Annotated in this window: 22 protein-coding genes, 1 tRNA gene and 1 pseudogene; 17 read left to right on the forward strand and 7 right to left on the reverse strand. The window is 64.7% G+C overall.

Annotated elements, in window-relative coordinates; all coding sequences use genetic code 11:
• Positions 1–64 precede the first annotated feature (64 nt).
• The 7 genes from PGP17_RS08290 to PGP17_RS08320 form a co-directional block, all read right to left on the reverse strand.
• On the reverse strand, positions 65–313 hold the full coding sequence (locus tag PGP17_RS08290) for a hypothetical protein (RefSeq protein ID WP_270374945.1): 249 nt from the start codon (positions 311–313) through the stop codon (positions 65–67).
• A gap of 131 nt (positions 314–444) precedes the next feature.
• Positions 445–747: a hypothetical protein gene (locus tag PGP17_RS08295; RefSeq protein ID WP_270374946.1), complete on the reverse strand. Its 303-nt coding sequence runs from the start codon at positions 745–747 to the stop codon at positions 445–447.
• Entirely contained in the window at positions 744–992 is a 249-nt protein-coding gene (locus tag PGP17_RS08300; protein ID WP_270374947.1) for a hypothetical protein, read from the reverse strand. The genes PGP17_RS08295 and PGP17_RS08300 overlap by 4 nt, the downstream gene beginning before the upstream one ends.
• Positions 989–1,300 carry a hypothetical protein gene (locus PGP17_RS08305; RefSeq protein WP_270374948.1) on the reverse strand — a complete coding sequence of 104 codons (312 nt, stop codon included), beginning with the start codon at positions 1,298–1,300 and terminating at the stop codon, positions 989–991. The genes PGP17_RS08300 and PGP17_RS08305 overlap by 4 nt, the downstream gene beginning before the upstream one ends.
• Positions 1,297–1,524, reverse strand: a complete 228-nt coding sequence (locus PGP17_RS08310) for a hypothetical protein (RefSeq protein WP_270374949.1) — start codon at positions 1,522–1,524, stop codon at positions 1,297–1,299. The genes PGP17_RS08305 and PGP17_RS08310 overlap by 4 nt, the downstream gene beginning before the upstream one ends.
• Complete coding sequence (locus tag PGP17_RS08315; RefSeq protein WP_270374950.1) at positions 1,524–1,787, reverse strand: hypothetical protein; 264 nt, start codon at positions 1,785–1,787, stop codon at positions 1,524–1,526. Before PGP17_RS08315 ends, PGP17_RS08310 begins: the two co-directional genes overlap by 1 nt.
• Positions 1,788–1,893: 106 nt before the next feature.
• Positions 1,894–2,514 (reverse strand): XRE family transcriptional regulator, encoded by a 621-nt coding sequence (locus tag PGP17_RS08320; protein WP_270374951.1) that lies wholly within the window; start codon positions 2,512–2,514, stop codon positions 1,894–1,896.
• A gap of 103 nt (positions 2,515–2,617) precedes the next feature.
• Between PGP17_RS08320 and PGP17_RS08325 the strand changes: the two genes are divergently transcribed.
• From PGP17_RS08325 to PGP17_RS08400, 17 genes and pseudogenes are all read left to right on the forward strand, one after another.
• On the forward strand, positions 2,618–2,854 hold the full coding sequence (locus PGP17_RS08325; RefSeq protein WP_270374952.1) for a hypothetical protein: 237 nt from the start codon (positions 2,618–2,620) through the stop codon (positions 2,852–2,854).
• 137 nt (positions 2,855–2,991) lie between these two features.
• Complete coding sequence (locus PGP17_RS08330; protein ID WP_270374953.1) at positions 2,992–3,465, forward strand: hypothetical protein; 474 nt, start codon at positions 2,992–2,994, stop codon at positions 3,463–3,465.
• Between the two features lie 64 nt (positions 3,466–3,529).
• The gene (locus tag PGP17_RS08335) at positions 3,530–4,069 is read left to right on the forward strand and encodes a hypothetical protein (protein WP_270374954.1); all 540 of its coding nucleotides are present in this window, start codon (positions 3,530–3,532) and stop codon (positions 4,067–4,069) included.
• Positions 4,069–4,572: a hypothetical protein gene (locus tag PGP17_RS08340; RefSeq protein WP_270374955.1), complete on the forward strand. Its 504-nt coding sequence runs from the start codon at positions 4,069–4,071 to the stop codon at positions 4,570–4,572. The genes PGP17_RS08335 and PGP17_RS08340 overlap by 1 nt, the downstream gene beginning before the upstream one ends.
• Positions 4,569–6,146: a GP88 family protein gene (locus PGP17_RS08345; RefSeq protein WP_270374956.1), complete on the forward strand. Its 1,578-nt coding sequence runs from the start codon at positions 4,569–4,571 to the stop codon at positions 6,144–6,146. The genes PGP17_RS08340 and PGP17_RS08345 overlap by 4 nt, the downstream gene beginning before the upstream one ends.
• Positions 6,143–6,718, forward strand: a complete 576-nt coding sequence (locus PGP17_RS08350) for an MT-A70 family methyltransferase (protein ID WP_270374957.1) — start codon at positions 6,143–6,145, stop codon at positions 6,716–6,718. The genes PGP17_RS08345 and PGP17_RS08350 overlap by 4 nt, the downstream gene beginning before the upstream one ends.
• A gap of 148 nt (positions 6,719–6,866) precedes the next feature.
• Positions 6,867–8,342, forward strand: coding sequence for a DnaB-like helicase C-terminal domain-containing protein (locus tag PGP17_RS08355; protein WP_270374958.1), 1,476 nt, complete (start codon positions 6,867–6,869; stop codon positions 8,340–8,342).
• Positions 8,343–8,673: 331 nt separating this feature from the next.
• Positions 8,674–9,045, forward strand: a complete 372-nt coding sequence (locus tag PGP17_RS08360) for a hypothetical protein (RefSeq protein WP_270374959.1) — start codon at positions 8,674–8,676, stop codon at positions 9,043–9,045.
• Between the two features lies 1 nt (position 9,046).
• A pseudogene (locus tag PGP17_RS14965) lies at positions 9,047–9,238 on the forward strand (helix-turn-helix domain-containing protein); the annotation flags it as partial.
• 526 nt (positions 9,239–9,764) lie between these two features.
• Positions 9,765–10,250, forward strand: a complete 486-nt coding sequence (locus tag PGP17_RS08365; protein WP_270374960.1) for a hypothetical protein — start codon at positions 9,765–9,767, stop codon at positions 10,248–10,250.
• 52 nt (positions 10,251–10,302) lie between these two features.
• The gene (locus tag PGP17_RS08370; protein ID WP_270374961.1) at positions 10,303–11,184 is read left to right on the forward strand and encodes a hypothetical protein; all 882 of its coding nucleotides are present in this window, start codon (positions 10,303–10,305) and stop codon (positions 11,182–11,184) included.
• 569 nt (positions 11,185–11,753) lie between these two features.
• Positions 11,754–11,829, forward strand: a tRNA-Thr gene (locus tag PGP17_RS08375).
• Positions 11,830–12,117: 288 nt separating this feature from the next.
• Entirely contained in the window at positions 12,118–12,291 is a 174-nt protein-coding gene (locus PGP17_RS08380; RefSeq protein WP_270374962.1) for a hypothetical protein, read from the forward strand.
• Positions 12,288–12,560 carry a hypothetical protein gene (locus PGP17_RS08385; RefSeq protein WP_270374963.1) on the forward strand — a complete coding sequence of 91 codons (273 nt, stop codon included), beginning with the start codon at positions 12,288–12,290 and terminating at the stop codon, positions 12,558–12,560. Before PGP17_RS08380 ends, PGP17_RS08385 begins: the two co-directional genes overlap by 4 nt.
• 259 nt (positions 12,561–12,819) lie before the next feature.
• Positions 12,820–13,353 carry a terminase small subunit gene (locus tag PGP17_RS08390; protein ID WP_270374964.1) on the forward strand — a complete coding sequence of 178 codons (534 nt, stop codon included), beginning with the start codon at positions 12,820–12,822 and terminating at the stop codon, positions 13,351–13,353.
• Positions 13,292–14,590, forward strand: coding sequence for a DNA-packaging protein (locus PGP17_RS08395; RefSeq protein ID WP_442915123.1), 1,299 nt, complete (start codon positions 13,292–13,294; stop codon positions 14,588–14,590). Before PGP17_RS08390 ends, PGP17_RS08395 begins: the two co-directional genes overlap by 62 nt.
• Entirely contained in the window at positions 14,591–15,931 is a 1,341-nt protein-coding gene (locus PGP17_RS08400) for a DUF1073 domain-containing protein (protein WP_270374966.1), read from the forward strand.
• Position 15,932 lies beyond the last annotated feature (1 nt).

Genomic DNA, 15,932 nt, shown 5'->3' on the forward strand with positions numbered 1-15,932 from the left:
CCCGCAGCGGTCAGCGCCGCGTATCCGACGAAGCGCCAGCCGCGCGGGGTGAGAAGGCTGGACATCACTCGGCCGCCTCGCACGCGCTGAATTCCTCGCTGGGAATGCCCAGGGCCCTCGCGGCTTCGCGCTCGATGGCGGCGAGGCTCTCGCGGGCGGTGGCGATGCGGTTGCGGATGCGCGCGGCGGCGGTGATCGCGTCGATCTGGCCGCGCTGGTGATCGGTGATGTGCTCGGCGATCTCGGTCATGTCCGACTTGTGGACATTGATCGCGCGCTTCATGCGCTCTTCCGGGGTGTTTATCGTGTCCATGCGAGGCTTCTCCTCTCAGGTTTGAAAAGGGGCAGGCGGGCCGGGGCCGGTTTCTGAGCGGGCGGGCCCGCCTGCCAGCCGCCGCGCGCTTCGCAGGGGGTGGCGTGCGCGCGGCGGGATTCAGGGGTCGGTCAACTTCGCGCGGGCGGCGGATCGGGCTCGTGAGCGCAGGAGATCGGCTTGCCCTCTCGCGTGACGGCGATGACCTTGTCGGCCTCTAGCGCCTGAGAGACCTCGCGCTCGATCTTCTGCCAGCGAACCTGCTGAGCCCGCGCGATGTCGCGGATGCTCTCCAGATGCTCGCGCCGGTCCTCGTCGCCGCAGCGGCCAAGGGCGAGGACGCTGGCGCGGGCATCGGGCGTGTCCCGGTCGATCCGGTCGAGGATGGCCGCGATCTGCTGGAGAGCCGTGGGGGTCGGGGTGGGCGCGCTCATGCTGCCGCTCCCTCAGTCCGGCGCCGGGCGACGGCAATCGCGCTGTCGATCGCGGCGATGGGATCTTCGGCCCCGGCAACGATGGCCAGCGGCTTGACCATTCCGACCGCGCTGAATGAGACGAAAGCCTCCCAGCGTTCGCCATCGCACTCGACGAGGGGCTTGCCGCAGAGGGGGCCGATGGCCCGCGCTGTATCGCGCAGTTCAGTGAGCCGGAGAGCAATCTGTTGGGTGAGGTCGCTCATGCGTGGAGCCCTCCCGAGTACGAGCCGACGCCGAGTTCACGGGATCCCAGCATCGGGGCCTGGGCGTCGAAGCGGCTGGCGCCGAGATAGCTGAGGCCGGGCTTTCCCCACTTGGCGGAGAGAGCGAGGGCACGCGCGCGGCGCAGCCTCTGCATCCAGTGCAGGGTCCAGCGGGTATCGCCTCGGGCCTGCCACATCCTCGCGGTCTGCAGGGCCGACCAAGCCGCAGCCCGGTAGCTCTGCTTGCACCCGAGCGGGTAGCCGCTGTGGAGTTCGCGGAAGTGTTCGATGCGAGCGGGGGCGGTCATTGGCCGGCCTCGCGTGCTTTGAGCATGGCGTCGGCGTAGGCGTAGGCGTCTCGGGCCGTTTCCCGCGGGGCATGATGCGAGCCGGGAATCCCGTCGCCACAAATTCCCGCCAAAGCCTGACCCGCGAACCAATCGCGCAGGGACATGCCGCCGTCGGCGTTGCTCCACTGATCCCATGTTGCGGGAAAGGCAGGTCCGCTCATGTCGGGGGCCTTGTCAGCCATCACCCAACCCTCCGCGTCGTCTGGAGGAGGAATGCGCGAACGGCCAAGCCCGCGGGCGTGAACGCGTGGTGCTGGATCGGACCCAGAGACAGCGTCTGGCAAACCAGACCCGCCGCTTCGAGTTCGTCGAGCGCGTCGGCGCTATCGCGGGTGAACTGGCAATCGAGACCCGTGTTGAGCCCGATGCCTTTTGCCGGGGCAGTGCGCAGCGCGGCCTTGGCGGCGGGGCTGAGCGCGTCGGCTTGTTGCCGGGGTTCCTGCATGTCCTGTCACTCCCATCGGGGTTACCGTTGAGAGCAAGGTATTACAGGAACGGTTATGAAGTAAACCCAGAAAATAACCGGATCGGTAATTTTCTGACAGGAGCGGTTACAGGCGCCTTATTTCCAAGGCCGCCCGGCCTATCACGCGGAGATCCTCCTCCGGCACCGAGTAGGCGCTGTGCTGGCTGTTGTCGGACATGACCCGCACCCTGGAAGGGTTGGACCCGAACTCACGCTCGACCCGCTTGATCACGAGCCCGTATCCATCCCAGACGCAGAAGATGCCGGGCGTGGAGATGTCTGTGTCCGATCGGTCGATGATGACGCGCGATCCCGAGCGCAGGCTCGGCTCCATGCTGTCCCCGGTCACGCGGATCATGGCCACGTCCCGGCCCCGGATTCCGTAGTGGTCGAGCTGGGTGGGGCTGAACATCCAGAAGTCGACAGCTTGCTCGGTCTCATTGACCGCGCCACCGCCGGCGGCCGCACGAATGTCGAACTCCGGGACAGCGCTGACCTCGGCAGGGTTCGCGCCGATATCGTCTTCGTCCAGCAGTGACGAGACAGGGCAACGCAGCGCCTTCGCGATCTTGCGCAGGAGAATGAGGTTCAGCTTCCGGTCGTCGTTCTCGTAGCGGCTGACGCTGACGGTATCGACGCCGATCTCCGCGGCGAGCTGCTTCTGCGTCATGCCCAACTCGCGGCGGCGCTCGGATATGCGGCTCATCTTCGATCCCTTCGTTGACCGAAGCGGTTATGCGCCGCACCCACTTGATTGACTATTACAGTTTCGGTTATAGCTAAACCGATTCGATTAAGTGGAGGGTGCGGTGACGCTACAAGAATGGATGGACGAGCGCGAGATGACGGACGCGCTGGCGTCGAAGCATTTCGGCAGGACCGCGCAAACGGTCTGGCGCTGGCGCACCGGGCGCTCCGATCCGAGCGCCGAGGACAAGGCGATGATCTTCGAGAAGACCCAGGGGCGGGTAACGCCCAACGACTTCTACGCCATCGACTACACGAAGTTCGACAAGCCCGGCTCGGAGCCGGCGCATTCACCCTGACCATCATCATCACCATTCCCGGCCCCGTCTGAATGCGGGGCTTTTGAATGTCCGTGAGCCTAGGCCGCAGAAGCCGGACCCGCCAGCGGACACGAAGACGGAACATCCGCCGAACACGCGAACACCGGAGAACCCGCATGATCAGCCAGAGACAGCTCGCCAAACTCACCGCCGACCTTTTCAGGGAGTGCGCCGGGGGCGGCTCCGTCGCTCAGGGCGTAGAGGAGGTTCTGACCGCGGGGGTCACCAGCGTAAGCAACACGCTCCTCAAAGACGCGGCGAACCCGAACCACCCGGCCAGCCTCAAGATCGCAGATGTGATCGCGCTCGAGGCGTACTGCGGCAAGCCCGTCATCAGCGGCTTCGCGGCGCGGCTTCACAAGGCTGAGGCGGCGACCTCGCTTCTCCATGCGATCAGCGAGGCGGACTTCACCGCCAGCGATCTCCAGCATGCCTTCATCCAGTCGACATCGCCGGACAGCGAAAGCGGCGTCGAGCTGAGCCCGAACGAGAAGGCAAAGCTCTTCGCCAAGGCCCAGCGCGGTCTCGCGGCCTGGATGGCGGCGATCGCGACGCTCAGCGAACAGATGGCGCAATCCGAACGCGGCTGACCAGCAGCCACGAAGCCGGGGCCGCGCCGGCATACCCCCGCGGCATTATCGAGAGGAGAAGACGATGGCAAAGGATGCCACGAAAACCCAGGAGTCCGATCCGGGCTCCAACGTGAACCGCGACACGTTCCTGCAAGCGGTGACTGGTCTGCGAGAGATCGACGACCGGCTCAACGTCATCAAGGAGGAGCGCAAGCGCTACCGGAAGAAGCTCAAGCACGAGGGCATCGAACTCGGCGAGTTGGACGCGGTCGTGAAGCTGGCGGACACAACGCACAAGGACGTTCGCGGGTACTTTGACCGCCTCCACCGCTACGCGCGCTTCCTCGCTCTGCCGACCGGCACGACCGCGGAGATGTTCGAGGACAAGTCGGCCGATGACATCGACCGCATGGACTGGCGGTCCGAAGGCGCGACGGCGGGGATGATGGGCAAAGAAGGCAGCCCGCCCGATCATTGCCCGGCCGAATTCCATCAAGCGTTCATGGACGGCTACGCGTCTGGCCAGGCGGCCCGCGCCGAAGCCATGCCGGAAGTTGCCAAGGAGATGAAGAAGGCAGGCGCCAAGGACGGCTCCCGCGAGAAAACGCCGGAGCCTGCGTGATGCTCCTCGCCCTCGATCAATCCAGCTCGAGGACCGGGGTTTGCAAGGGGCGACCGGAAGGTCCGGTCGCCTCTTACTCCTTCGGTCTGCCCAAATGCGGGGACGACTTCGGGCTCGCCCTCACGCTTTACGACGCGTGGCTTGAGCGCCAGCTCGAAGACGTCGACCTGATCGCCTTTGAACGGCCGGTCAATCCCTCGTGTCTCCACCTACGGACCGCACGCCTCCTCTACGGGATCGCAGGCGTAATCGAGATGGTCGCACACCGCCGGCGGATTGCCGCCGTCGAGGCCGACACGAACAAGCTCAAGAAGCTGATCTACGGGCGCGGCGGCAAGAAGCCGAAACCCGACGAGGCCTGCATGCACGCCAGACGCTGGGGCTTCGACCCCGCCAATGGCGACGAGGCCGACGCCTGCGGGGTCTGGCTGATCACCGTCCAGTATCAATTCCCCGACGCTTTCAACCGCGTCTGGCTACCCAAGAGGAGCGCGGCGGCATGACATCGACATTCCCATTCTGGACCGACGAGACCTTGAAGCGCGCGATCGCGGCTGCCGCACGCGCCTGGAACCTGGATCCCGAGTTCGTGCGTACCGCGCCGTCCAAACCCGGCAAGGCGGGAAAGCCGCTCGCGAGTGCCCGCCGCTGCGTTCTTCTCAACGCGCCGGACCCCAAGGCCCTGGCGGTGGAGCTGGGATGGTCGAAGAGTGAGGAGGCGGCCTACCAGTCCCTTCTCACGGCACGGCGCGCGGGCCTTTCTCACTCGCAAGCCAGCAAGGACGTGCGCGCTGCCGTGGGAGAGAGTGCGGCGCCCGACCCTGTGAAGCGCCCGGCTGCTCAATCAATCGACCTGAAAAGCACGACGCACCGGCGCTTTCGAGGTCACAAGATCGAGCCCGGCAGATACACGGGACTCGCGGACGATCACCCCGCCGTTGTCGAGGGACGCCCGCTTTTCCAGAACGCGGTCCACGCGAGCGTGAGCCCGCGCCTTCTCGTCGACGGGAAGAACAGCCGCAAGATCGGGCACGTCATCGGCAAAGGCCGCTGGCGGGGCATGAAGGTCTTCACCCTCACCCTCGAGGAACGCCGGACCTGCCCGCGCTCGTGCGAGCACTGGGGCGACTGCTATGGAAACGCCATGCACTGGGCGCGGCGGCACATCGCGGACCCCGCGCTCGAGTCCCGGCTTGAGGCCGAGGTCGCGGAGAAAGCGAGAGAGCATCCGCAGGGCTTCGTCGTCCGGCTGCATGTCCTCGGCGACTTCTACAACGTCGGCTATGTTCTCCTCTGGTGCCGGCTTCTCAAGCGTCATCCCCAACTGCGCTGCTTTGGCTATACCGCGTATGATCCGCGCTCTTCGGACCAGCGAGAGCGCAGGATCGGGTTCGCGGTCCAGGCTGTGCGCGAAGCCTTCCCCGACAGGTTTGCGATCCGCCTGAGCGGGTACGAGACCCGCGTCCAGGACGATTTCGAGGATCCGGGGCCGCGCGAGCTGATTTGCCCGGCCCAACTGAGCGAGGATGCCAGCTGCGGCTCCTGCGCATGGTGCTGGGAGCGCGAGGAGAGGATCGTCTTCGTTCGCCACGGCATCAAGACCTCCGGGCCGGTCAAGCGTGCCGAGCCAAGCCCTGCCGAGGAAGCGGAGGCCGAGCGCGGGGGCGAGACGGTTATCACGGATCAAGCCGCCGAGCCATGGACTCCCGAGCGCGACGAGACCTTGCGGATCATGCGCGAGAACGATTGCGACGCCGCGACGATCAGCTCGGCCTTGGGCGGGACGACCCGGCGCGCGGTCATCAAGAGGATTCACGATCTCGGTCTCGACAAGCCTGAACCGGAGGCTGCGAAGCCGAGTGAGCCCGCGCTCCTGGCAGACCCTGACACGGACCTCGTCGCGCAATGGCTTGAACAGAACGAGCCCACGCAATGCCCGCCGGGGTATGCGGCCGGCGCCACGCCCATGGAGATCCAGCAAGGCTATGCGGTGTCCGCGCCCCGGCCGGACAAAGAGCGGAGCCGGGAGATCGGCCGCAAGCGCTGGGCCTTCGAGCGCAGGCAGGCGTCATCGTGACCTGGCCCTTCGGCAATCTCCCCCTTTTCGGCTTCGACCTCATCGAGGCAGACCCGCCTTGGCGGTTCAAGACGCGTTCGCAGAAGGGTCAGACCAAGGGCGCGGCTGCCCACTACGAGACAATGAGCCTAGAGGAAATCAAGGCTCTGCCGGTCGGTCGATTGGCGCGCGGGGACTGTTTGCTTCTCCTCTGGTGCCCCGGATGGGCGATGGCGACGGGTGCGGCCACCAAGGTCTGCGAGGCTTGGGATTTCGAACCCGTTACCGAGCTTGTCTGGCAAAAGCTCTGGCCCAGCGGGAAGCCCAAGATGGGGACCGGATACCGGGCACGGACTCTTCATGAGCCGGTTCTGCTCGGGAAAATCGGAAATCCCAAGCACAAGCCATTTCCCTCGCATTTCGCGGGCGTCGCACGCGAGCACTCGCGCAAACCCGAGGAGTTCTACCGGATCGTCGAGGCTCACACACCGCGCATGATCGCCAGGCTTAGCCTCTTCTCCCGCGAGAACCGGCCCGGCTGGACGGGATGGGGAGACGAATCCGGCAAGTTCAACGAGGGAGAGGCCGCATGAACCCGCGCGAAGAACGCCTTCGACTTGAACGGCTTATGGCCCCGGTTGTGCAAGCGCGAATCCCGGACCCGATTTCGCGCCAAGCGGGAACAGGCTGGTCAAGCCGGGGCCATGAGGTCGGCAAATTCGATGAGGGGGGAAATCTATAATGAGTGAAACCAGAGAGCACGAAGTGCCGGGGGTAAACATAGAAGCCGAGCAGGCATTTCTCGGCGCGCTTCTTTATGAGAACGAGATTTACGAAGACGTCTCTTCTTGGCTCAAACCCGAGCACTTCTACGAGGCCGTCCACGCGCGGATGTACAAGGCCGCGGCCGCACGCATCGCCGAGGGTAAGATCGCCGATGCGGTGACCTTGAAGAACCAGTTCGATGACGACGAGGGACTCGAGGAGCTTGGAGGCGCAATCTATCTCGCGGACCTGATGCGCGAAGCCCCGGACCCGCGGGCTGGGCCCGAGTATGCTCGAACCGTCTACGAGCTCTCCTACAGGCGCTCGCTTTCGGACTTCGGGCAGTCGCTGGCCAAGGAGGCCTACGACACGCGCATAAAATTCGACGACCTTGTGGACTCCTACGAGACCCAGTTCTCGCAGATCCGCGACCTGGGCGCGCAGGTGGATTTCGTGACCGTCACCGAAGGGCTCACGAGGATCCGGGAGCGCGCGGCCGAGCGCGAGGCCGGCACCGGTGGCGGGGGCCTGAAAACGGGGCTGCGCGCCCTCGATGACCGCCTCGGCGGGCTGTCTGCCGGGGACTTGCTCGTCATCGCCGGGGATTCCGGCATGGGCAAGACCGCGCTGGCCGACAACATCGCGTACAATGTCGCGCGCGCCGGCGGCTTCGCCTATTCCTGGTCGGGCGAGATGACGGCGGTTCAGAAGATGGACCGGCTGATCGCGCTGGACGCGCAGAGCCGCGATCGCAATCTCGACATCACGCGGATGCGCAAGGGCATTTTCAACGCGAACGAGCGCGAGGCTTTCGAGGAGGCGGAGCGCTCGCTCGCGGGTCTGGACCCGTACCTGCTTCTCGACTGTCAGCGCGGGCTCTCGATCTCCGAAATCCGAGCCCACGCGCGCCAGGCCAAGGCGAGGATGGCCGGGCTCGATTTTCTGGTCATCGACTACATCGGGCTCGTGCGCCTGGAAATGGAGCGCGGGCAAACCAAAGCCGATGCGATGGGCCGGGTGGCGTGGACCGCCAAGGAAATGGGCGGACAGCTCGGGTGCGTGGTCGCGCTCCTCAGCCAGCTTAATCGCGGCAACAAGTCCCGGGAGAACAAGCGCCCGCAACAAGGCGACGTCAAGGAATCCGGGGCGATCGAAGAACACGCGGACGTGATCGTCTTTCCCTACCGCGAAGAATACTGGCTGCGGAAGAACGAGCCCCAGAAGCTGGAGTCTGGCGGGGATATCTCCAGCAAATGGCGCGACTGGCACGACGAGCTCATGGCCGTTGCCGGGCGCATCGAGATTATTTCCGGCAAGGTCCGGCAGGGCGAAGAGGGGACCGACAGGTTCGCCTACAACGCCCCGTCCTGCGCGATCAAAGACATCCCCGGCGTGAGCCTAGACAGCGAGCAGAGCCCGCCGGTGTCGGCGTATGAGGGAGAGCCGTTTTGACGAGCTGCCTCTTTTCTCGAAGCATAGAATACGCTATGGATCGGTTGTCGCACGCACACGTGCGGCCGGGATTGGCGTCCCGAACGATTCACGGCGCTCAAACCGCGCCCGAAAAGCGCGGTTTTCTTATGGCCGGGCGCAGTGGGCCTCCGCGAGGAGGGCCGGTTTCCGTGAATCGCCGGTACGCCAACCCGCTGTTGCCCGGTCACCCGTTTGGCGTCGTGGTGCCGGGCTTTCTCAAGATTCACGGAGAGCCTAAATGACATTTATTCCCCAGACATTCGGAATCTACGCGACGTCCGCGCATGCGAGCCCAGCGACGACAGTCTACATGGCCACCCGCGCTGCATGGGCGGAAGATGGGTGTACGCCCCTGGAAAAAGCGATTCTTCTCCGCCTGGTTGCGGATTTGCCGGCCGGAGAGGAGTTCATTGTCGTCTGGACTTCGCTTCTCGAACGGTTGCGCGCCGCCTGCGGCGGTCTAGTCACCGAGGGCGATATCCGCTTCGCGCTATCGCGTCTTCACGAGCTTTGCATCATCAACAGGCGATTTCTGGGTGACGGTTCGAGCCTGGCATTCCGCCTTGAGGTCCGTTGGGTGCAGGACTGGATCGAAGTTCTCAACGAACATGAAGGTCAGCCGGCCGAGGCGGCTGCCGATCCCGTGTTTCCTCTAGAAGCTTTTTCGACCGAGGGTCTTTGATATGAGCATCAACGCACTATTCTGGGCGCTGCGTGCGCCCGTCGAGTCGCCAACCCAGCGTGCTGTCCTGGTTGCGATCGCGAACTACGCTGACGAGCACGGGCGGGCCTACCCGTCACAGAGAACGCTATTGCGAGACGCTGGCGCGAAAAGCGTCAAGACTGTTCGGACAGCGATCCAGGCAATGCAGGAGGCCGGGCTGCTCCGTCGAGAGGAGCGGTATCGTGAGGACGGGTCACGAAGCTCGGATGTGTTCCACTTGTCGATTTCGGAACAGGCTACCCCACCCCCCGTAAAAAATACCGGGGGGGTGGGGGAAGGATTACCCGAGGGTGGGGTAAAAGATACCCACCAAGAACCTGTCAATCTAACCAGTCATATTGAACCTAAGAGTTCCTCTAACGAGGAACATGGGAAATCGACCGAACAGCCCCCTCTTCTGGCCAGCGAGCCGGCAGAGACCGATGTCGATTTCGCTGTACGAATCTGGCGCGAGAGATGCGTGCCCTATGGCTTCGCCAATGTCCGCGACAAGATTTCAGCAGACCGAAAGCGTCAGATTCGAGCCCGTATCGAGCAGGTCGGACGCGAGGGCTGGGAAGAGGCGTGCGTGAAGATGGCCGCGTCGCCCTTCCTTCGTGGCGACAAGACCGACTTCAAAGGCAACTTCGACTTCCTGCTGAGTCCCCGAAACATTGATAAAACCCTGGAGGGAAACTATGACGACCGCGGTTCAACCGGCCCGGCCCAGCGCACTCGAACGGGCGAAATCGATGAAGGCCGACGCCGAGCGGCTGTCGAGGTTTTTGCGGAGCGAGGAGGCTTTGCAGATTCAGGCGTTGAGGGCGGATCCGGACATGAGGGTCCGCCTCAACAAAGCCTGCTCGCAGCTCCTGAGCGGCCCTACTGACGCGGAGATATTCTCGGAGATCGAAGCGCTCGCGTCCCGATATCCGCAGGCTCGTCCGCTTGATGGGGAGATCGGCAAACGCTGGTGGCGCGACTGGCTTGAGGATCTGGGGGACGTCCCCGCCGATCTTTTGCTCGAAGCGTGCCGGCGCTGGCGGAACTCAACCGAGAAGTGGATGCCCTCTCCGGGCCAGCTCAAATCCACGATCGAGTCTGAATTGCGCACGCGCCACGCCCAGGTCCGGCGTGCGAAGGAATGGCTGGCAATCGCAGAGGCGAAGGATGAAACACTTTAGCCGGCATGCGGCGCAAGCCCTGCGGTCTCGCGGGCTCTGGGACCCGGCGCGGATGATCGAGACCCCGGAACCGGGCGCGTCCTCTTCGCGGTTGCACGCTCAGACCCCGTTTGAGCTCTGGAGCGAGGGCGCCTGGCCGAGCCCGGTCACGGCGAGCGAGCCGGAGCGCCTGCCCGCGCGGGACGTCCGCATCGGCTATCTCGACGAGGACGGGTGCGAGTGCAGTGTCTCCGCCCGGGAGCTGGCGTTGGCCTTCTCCCTCCCGGCCCCGGTCTCTGCGATCGGCGCGGCGACCCTGCCGCTGCGCTATCTCGAATGGGCCAAACACCATGGGGTGAAGGGACGCTCCGGCCAGCGGCGCGACGACCGGCAGCGGGTCCGGGAGCTGCGCGAGGTCGAGGACCTGGACCGGCGGCCCATCGAACGGGTGCGGGTGCGGACGAACACGAATCCCAAGCAGGCCGACGTGTGGGGTGAATTCGACGCCAGCCACCCGCTTGAGCGCATGCGCCGCAGCCGGCGCTCGGCCCTGGGCGCTGATCCCTTGCGCGCTGATCTTCGCTACCGGGCCGGTCGGCTCTGGAGCCGGGATTACGACACCGCCCACGGTCTGACCGGCGGAGGCGGGGAGCTGGGCGTGTACGTGGACAAAAGCCTGCGTCCCGGCGCGGGAGAGGATGCGAGGCTGAGCGCGCAACAGGAGCGTCAGCGCATCGCTCGCTCCAAGGGGATGACCAGGTCCCGCTTTGCCGTCCTGGACGCGGTTGTCGGCGAGGCTTTGGCCCCGGCCGAGTATGCGCGGATGAAAAAGCTGCATCATTCCAGCGTGCGCGAGGCCCTGATCGGGGCTCTGGATTTGCTTGTCCAGGCATACCCTTACGAGCGCTTGCAACAGGTCGTGGTTCTTCGTCTGGACCCGGCATCGAGAAAATAGGCGCTTGACTCCCCCCGCGAAATTGTGATTCGGATCGTCATGTTGGCAGAATCGGTTGACCGCATAACCAAAACGGTTATTCTCGAATTCGGTAGAGAGTTTTCCTGCGAAGGAGCCGGCCATGCTTCCGCCCGGTAATGCGGGCACCCAGATCGTCGGCCGTGGAGACGCAAAATACCACGGGTCGCTATAGGCGAGACGGGGTGGCGCCCCGGACCAGACGAACTTCGGGTCAGCGTCTCAAAATAAACCCGACCAAACATGCTGCATAGCGGCGAACAGAGTGACGGCGGCGCATGGCGCTGCGAAGCAAGAGGGTGCGGACTGGCCGGAAGCCCGAACGGGCCGGATTCTCGCCAAGGGTAGCAGAGACGTAATTCCGAGCTGCCTGCGGTCTCGATAACCAGTTTGCCGTCACAGCAGCGCCCTCGATTTCGGTCGGGGGCGTTTTGCATTCAAACACCGGGCGCCCGCGACCCCCTCGGGCGGATGCCGTGAACCGAACCCCGAGCACGAAATGAAGGGTACGGTGGCGGATTAGGGGAGGCGGCCTAGCCAGCCGCCATTTCGCCGTAGTAGCTCAGATGGAAGAGCGGCTGCCTTGTAAGCAGCGGGTCCGGGGTTCGATTCCTCGCTGCGGCGCCATTCAAACCAAACTTTCGCGCTCGAATTTGCTTTCGCGCGGATGAAGCCAAACACCGGCCGCAGACACGCACCTCCAACGCCCTAGAGCGAATTTACGCACCGAGCTGCGAGCCGGTCCCTCACACCAAACGCGGACACACAAGCCGGCTCACGCCAGCGGGTATTGAAACACCGTGTCCGCGATCGGCCCGGCTGGCGCTGCGCGTCGCGTGCTCCGTCCCCCCGAAGCGCGCGCCGGCCGGGTCTCGATCATTCCGTCCATTCAATCGCGAGCCCATGGAGAAGCCCATGCTCACAGAACAGAGAGTGCGTGAGATCGCGCGCGAGGAGGCGGAAGCCGCGATCCAGCGCCATGCCGTCGCGTCTGAGCAAGCGCGCGCCGAGTTGCTGCAAGCCATCAATAAGGCGTCTGCCTTCTCCGTTGATCGACAGCGTGAGCCGCGCCGGCCGGTGGGATCATGACACCGGCGGAGCGCGCGCACGCGCTGAAACCTCTCAAGGAACTGCACCGCCAGGCTCGGGACATGCGCGGCGTATCACACGCGGTCCTCACTGACCCCGAGGATCTGAACAAGGCTGTGACCGTCCAGCTCGTGCTCCTGCACTCCCGGCTCTGGGAACTGGAAGCGGCGATCATCCGCGCGACCGAAGCCGTGGAGGCGCAGTGGCGCGGTGAGGCTCCGGTGCTTCCTCTGTGGATGCCGGGATCGAAGATGCAGGCGGCGGAGTAGGGGCCGATGGCTCGCGCGCAGTGTGCCGTTCCGTTCTGCGGGCGCACGACCGGGCGGGCTCACGATGAATGGATATGCGGCGATCACTGGAAGCTCGTCTCTCACGACACCCGCCGACGCATCGCGCTCCACCGTCGACGCTTTCACAAGGGCGGCGCTTCGGAGACGGACAAGAACCGGGCGCATCACTTCTTCTGGTCATATTGGGACCGGGCAAAGCGCGAGGCAATCGAAGCCGCCGCAGGGATAGGGTAGCAGAATGGCTGACCGCGACGAAGAGACAGGCCGCTTCCTTCCCGGGAACCGCTTCTGGGAGGTGCGCAGCAGTGCCGGCGCTAAGCCGAAGTTCGAGACGGCGGATGCTTTGAGGGCCGCCTGCTATGAGTATTTCCACTGGACCGACAGCAACCCGCTCTATGAGGCAAAGGCGTTCGCATTCCAGGGCGTGGTGACGGTCGAGAATCTTCCCAAGATGCGCGCGATGACGCTGACAGGCCTGTGCCTGTTCATCGATATCAGCCGGGAAACATGGGGCGAATGGAAGAAATCGCGTCCCGATTTGTCTGACGTCCAACGCGAGGCCGAAGAGATCATCTACTCGCAGAAGTTCACGGGAGCGGCTGCGGACCTTCTGAACGCCAACATCATCGCGCGTGATCTGGGCTTGGCCGACAAGGCTGCGCACGAACACACAAGCCCGGACGGGTCGATGAGCCCGAAGGGCGATGAGGATGCACTTGCAGAAATCAATCGCCGCCTCGATAGCCTCGCTGGGGCCAAAACAAAGAGCTGAGGTTCTCGCAGGGTTCGCGCCCGATGAGCTCAAGTATCTGTGGAGGTTCTGGGCGCGTCCCAACCAGATCGCACCGGAGGGCGACTGGTCGACATGGCTAGCGCTCGCCGGTCGCGGATTCGGGAAGACGGAAGCCGGCGCCCAATGGGTGCGTGAGCGCGTGGCCGATGGCGCACGCAGCGTCGCCCTGATCGCGGAGACGCAGAAGGACCTGGAGGAAGTGATGGTCGCGCGCCTTCTTGCGATCCATCCGCCGGGTGAGCGCCCGCATGTCCGGTTCAAACCCGTGCGCGTGACCTGGCCGAACGGGGCGATTGCCCTGGGGTACAACGGGACCGAGCCGAACCAGCTTCGCGGCCCGGAGTTCGACACCGCCTGGATGGATGAGCTGGCGAAGTACCGATACGCCCGCGAGACGTGGGACATGCTGCAATTCACGATGCGGTCCGGGCAGGACCCGCGCGTATTCGTGACGACGACGCCGCGGCCTATCCCGGTGCTGCGCGAGATTGTCGCCGATCCCTCAACGGTCGTGACCAAGGGGTCGACATTCGACAATGCGGGCAACCTGCCGGCGCAGTTCCTGGAGCGCCTGCGGACCCGGTATGAGGGCACGCGCCTTGGCCGTCAGGAGCTGAACGCGGAAATCCTCGATGACGTACCCGGTGCTCTGTGGACGCGGGACATGATCGAGCAGGCGCGCTTGCAAGGCCAGCTACCGACGATGAGCCGGATTGTGGTCTCGATAGACCCATCTGGCACCGGGGGAGAGGACACCGAGCGCGCAGACAGCGTGGGAATCGTAGTCGCGGGCAAGGGTGTGGACGGTCTGGGCTATATCCTCGCGGATCGCACCTGCGACCTCTCGCCGGCCGGATGGGGCCGCCTGGCGGTCGACGCCTATCACGAGTTCAGTGCCGACCGGATCATTGCCGAGCGCAACTATGGCGGGGCGATGGTCGAGCACGTCATCAGAACGATCGACCGGAAGGCCGCGTACAAGGAAGTCGTCGCCAGCCGAGGCAAGGCCGTGCGGGCTGAGCCGGTGGCCTCCCTCTACGAGCAGAAGCGCATCAAGCATGTTGGCGGTCTCGCCGCCCTGGAGGATCAGATGGTCGCGATGACGCGGGACGGATACATGGGCGACGGAAGCCCCGACCGTCTCGATGCGGCTGTGTGGGCGCTCTCCGAACTCATGCTTGATAGCTACACCTACGGCATGCTGGGGGTCGTGTAGATGCTATTTCTCGACAGGCTCCGCAATCTCGTCACCGGCCTCGGCGGCGCGAAAGACAAGCGCACCGGCAACGAGTTCGCTCTCAACCTGCTCAATCGTCAGCAGCTGGACGCGATGCACCGCAGCGATTGGATGTCGCGCAAGATCGTGGACATCATCCCCCAGGACATGACGCGCGAATGGCGCCGCTGGCAGGCGAGCAAGCCGCAGATCGAGGCGCTGGAGAAGGAAGAGAAGCGGCTGGCCCTGCCGATCAAGGTGACGGCGGCCCTGCAGGCAGCGCGCCTGTACGGCGGGGCTGGCCTGGTCATGGGCATTGGCAATGACGATCCGATCGAGCCGGTCCGGCTGGACAGCATCAGCCGCGGCGATCTGAAATACGCCCACGTCATGACCCGCTACGAGCTCACGGCCGGCGGTCAGATCATCCGCGATGTGGAAAGTGAATGGTTCGGCGAGCCCGAGTATTACAACATCACCCTGGATAACGGGAAGGCCGCGCAGATTCACCCGTCCAGGGTCGTGCGCTTCCTCGGGGCGCCGATCATCAACCGCGACGTGAACCCGGATGGCTGGGGCGATAGCATCCTCCAGATCGTGTATGACGCGGTCCAGAACGCAGCCTCCGCGCAGGAGCACGTAGCCGCGCTCATCCCCGAGGCGAAGGTGGACATCATCCACATTCCCGACCTCGCTGAACACCTCGCGACGGAGGAGAGCACCAAGCGGCTGACCGACCGGATTCAGTACGCTCAGACGATCCAGAGCATCTTCGGCAAGCTGCTTCTGGAGGGGGATGGCAAGACTCAGGGCGAGGTCTGGCAGCAGAAGACGATCAACTTCACCGCCTTCCCCGACCTGCTGCGCCAGTATCTCCAGGTCGCGGCCGGCGCGGCGGATATTCCGGTTACGCGGCTTCTCGGCCAGTCTCCGTCGGGTATGAACGCGACCGGCGAGAGCGACATGCGCAACTACTACGACAATGTAGGCGCTCGCCGGTCCATGGAGCTGGCGCATCCGCTCACGCGGCTTGACGAGGTGCTGATCCGTTCAAGTACCAGCGAGCGCGACGAAGCGATCCACGCGCTCTGGCCGAGCCTGTGGCAGCCGCAGCCCAAGGAACTGGCTGAGATCGCGAAGATGCGCGCGGAGACCAGCGAGAAATACGCGAACATGGCGGTGATGCCGGATGCGGCCTTCTCTCGCGCGGTGCAGAATCAGCTTGTCGAGAGCGGCGACTATCCGGGGCTTGAGCAGGCGCTGGAGGAGTTCGGGAGCGAGCCTGACGACATGGAGGAGCCCGCGCCGGAGGAGGAAGACGAACCGGCCGAGGCTGAATAGC

Source organism: Marinicauda sp. Alg238-R41, from assembly GCF_947331485.1.
Classification (GTDB): Bacteria; Pseudomonadota; Alphaproteobacteria; order Caulobacterales; family Maricaulaceae; genus Marinicauda; species Marinicauda pacifica.

Excerpts from the sequence above, each read along its gene's own strand:
- PGP17_RS08305 (WP_270374948.1), bottom strand. The coding sequence starts at position 1,300 with ATGACCGCCCCCGCTCGCATCGAACACTTCCGCGAACTCCACAGCGGC.
- PGP17_RS08400 (WP_270374966.1), top strand. The coding sequence starts at position 14,591 with ATGCTATTTCTCGACAGGCTCCGCAATCTCGTCACCGGCCTCGGCGGC.
- PGP17_RS08290 (WP_270374945.1), bottom strand. The coding sequence starts at position 313 with ATGGACACGATAAACACCCCGGAAGAGCGCATGAAGCGCGCGATCAAT.
- PGP17_RS08365 (WP_270374960.1), top strand. The coding sequence starts at position 9,765 with ATGACGACCGCGGTTCAACCGGCCCGGCCCAGCGCACTCGAACGGGCG.
- PGP17_RS08330 (WP_270374953.1), top strand. The coding sequence starts at position 2,992 with ATGATCAGCCAGAGACAGCTCGCCAAACTCACCGCCGACCTTTTCAGG.
- PGP17_RS08335 (WP_270374954.1), top strand. The coding sequence starts at position 3,530 with ATGGCAAAGGATGCCACGAAAACCCAGGAGTCCGATCCGGGCTCCAAC.
- PGP17_RS08345 (WP_270374956.1), top strand. The coding sequence starts at position 4,569 with ATGACATCGACATTCCCATTCTGGACCGACGAGACCTTGAAGCGCGCG.
- PGP17_RS08320 (WP_270374951.1), bottom strand. The coding sequence starts at position 2,514 with ATGAGCCGCATATCCGAGCGCCGCCGCGAGTTGGGCATGACGCAGAAG.
- PGP17_RS08370 (WP_270374961.1), top strand. The coding sequence starts at position 10,303 with ATGATCGAGACCCCGGAACCGGGCGCGTCCTCTTCGCGGTTGCACGCT.
- PGP17_RS08360 (WP_270374959.1), top strand. The coding sequence starts at position 8,674 with ATGGCCACCCGCGCTGCATGGGCGGAAGATGGGTGTACGCCCCTGGAA.
- PGP17_RS08310 (WP_270374949.1), bottom strand. The coding sequence starts at position 1,524 with ATGGCTGACAAGGCCCCCGACATGAGCGGACCTGCCTTTCCCGCAACA.
- PGP17_RS08380 (WP_270374962.1), top strand. The coding sequence starts at position 12,118 with ATGCTCACAGAACAGAGAGTGCGTGAGATCGCGCGCGAGGAGGCGGAA.
- PGP17_RS08300 (WP_270374947.1), bottom strand. The coding sequence starts at position 992 with ATGAGCGACCTCACCCAACAGATTGCTCTCCGGCTCACTGAACTGCGC.
- PGP17_RS08390 (WP_270374964.1), top strand. The coding sequence starts at position 12,820 with ATGGCTGACCGCGACGAAGAGACAGGCCGCTTCCTTCCCGGGAACCGC.
- PGP17_RS08315 (WP_270374950.1), bottom strand. The coding sequence starts at position 1,787 with ATGCAGGAACCCCGGCAACAAGCCGACGCGCTCAGCCCCGCCGCCAAG.
- PGP17_RS08355 (WP_270374958.1), top strand. The coding sequence starts at position 6,867 with ATGAGTGAAACCAGAGAGCACGAAGTGCCGGGGGTAAACATAGAAGCC.
- PGP17_RS08295 (WP_270374946.1), bottom strand. The coding sequence starts at position 747 with ATGAGCGCGCCCACCCCGACCCCCACGGCTCTCCAGCAGATCGCGGCC.
- PGP17_RS08395 (WP_442915123.1), top strand. The coding sequence starts at position 13,292 with ATGCACTTGCAGAAATCAATCGCCGCCTCGATAGCCTCGCTGGGGCCA.
- PGP17_RS08385 (WP_270374963.1), top strand. The coding sequence starts at position 12,288 with ATGACACCGGCGGAGCGCGCGCACGCGCTGAAACCTCTCAAGGAACTG.
- PGP17_RS08340 (WP_270374955.1), top strand. The coding sequence starts at position 4,069 with ATGCTCCTCGCCCTCGATCAATCCAGCTCGAGGACCGGGGTTTGCAAG.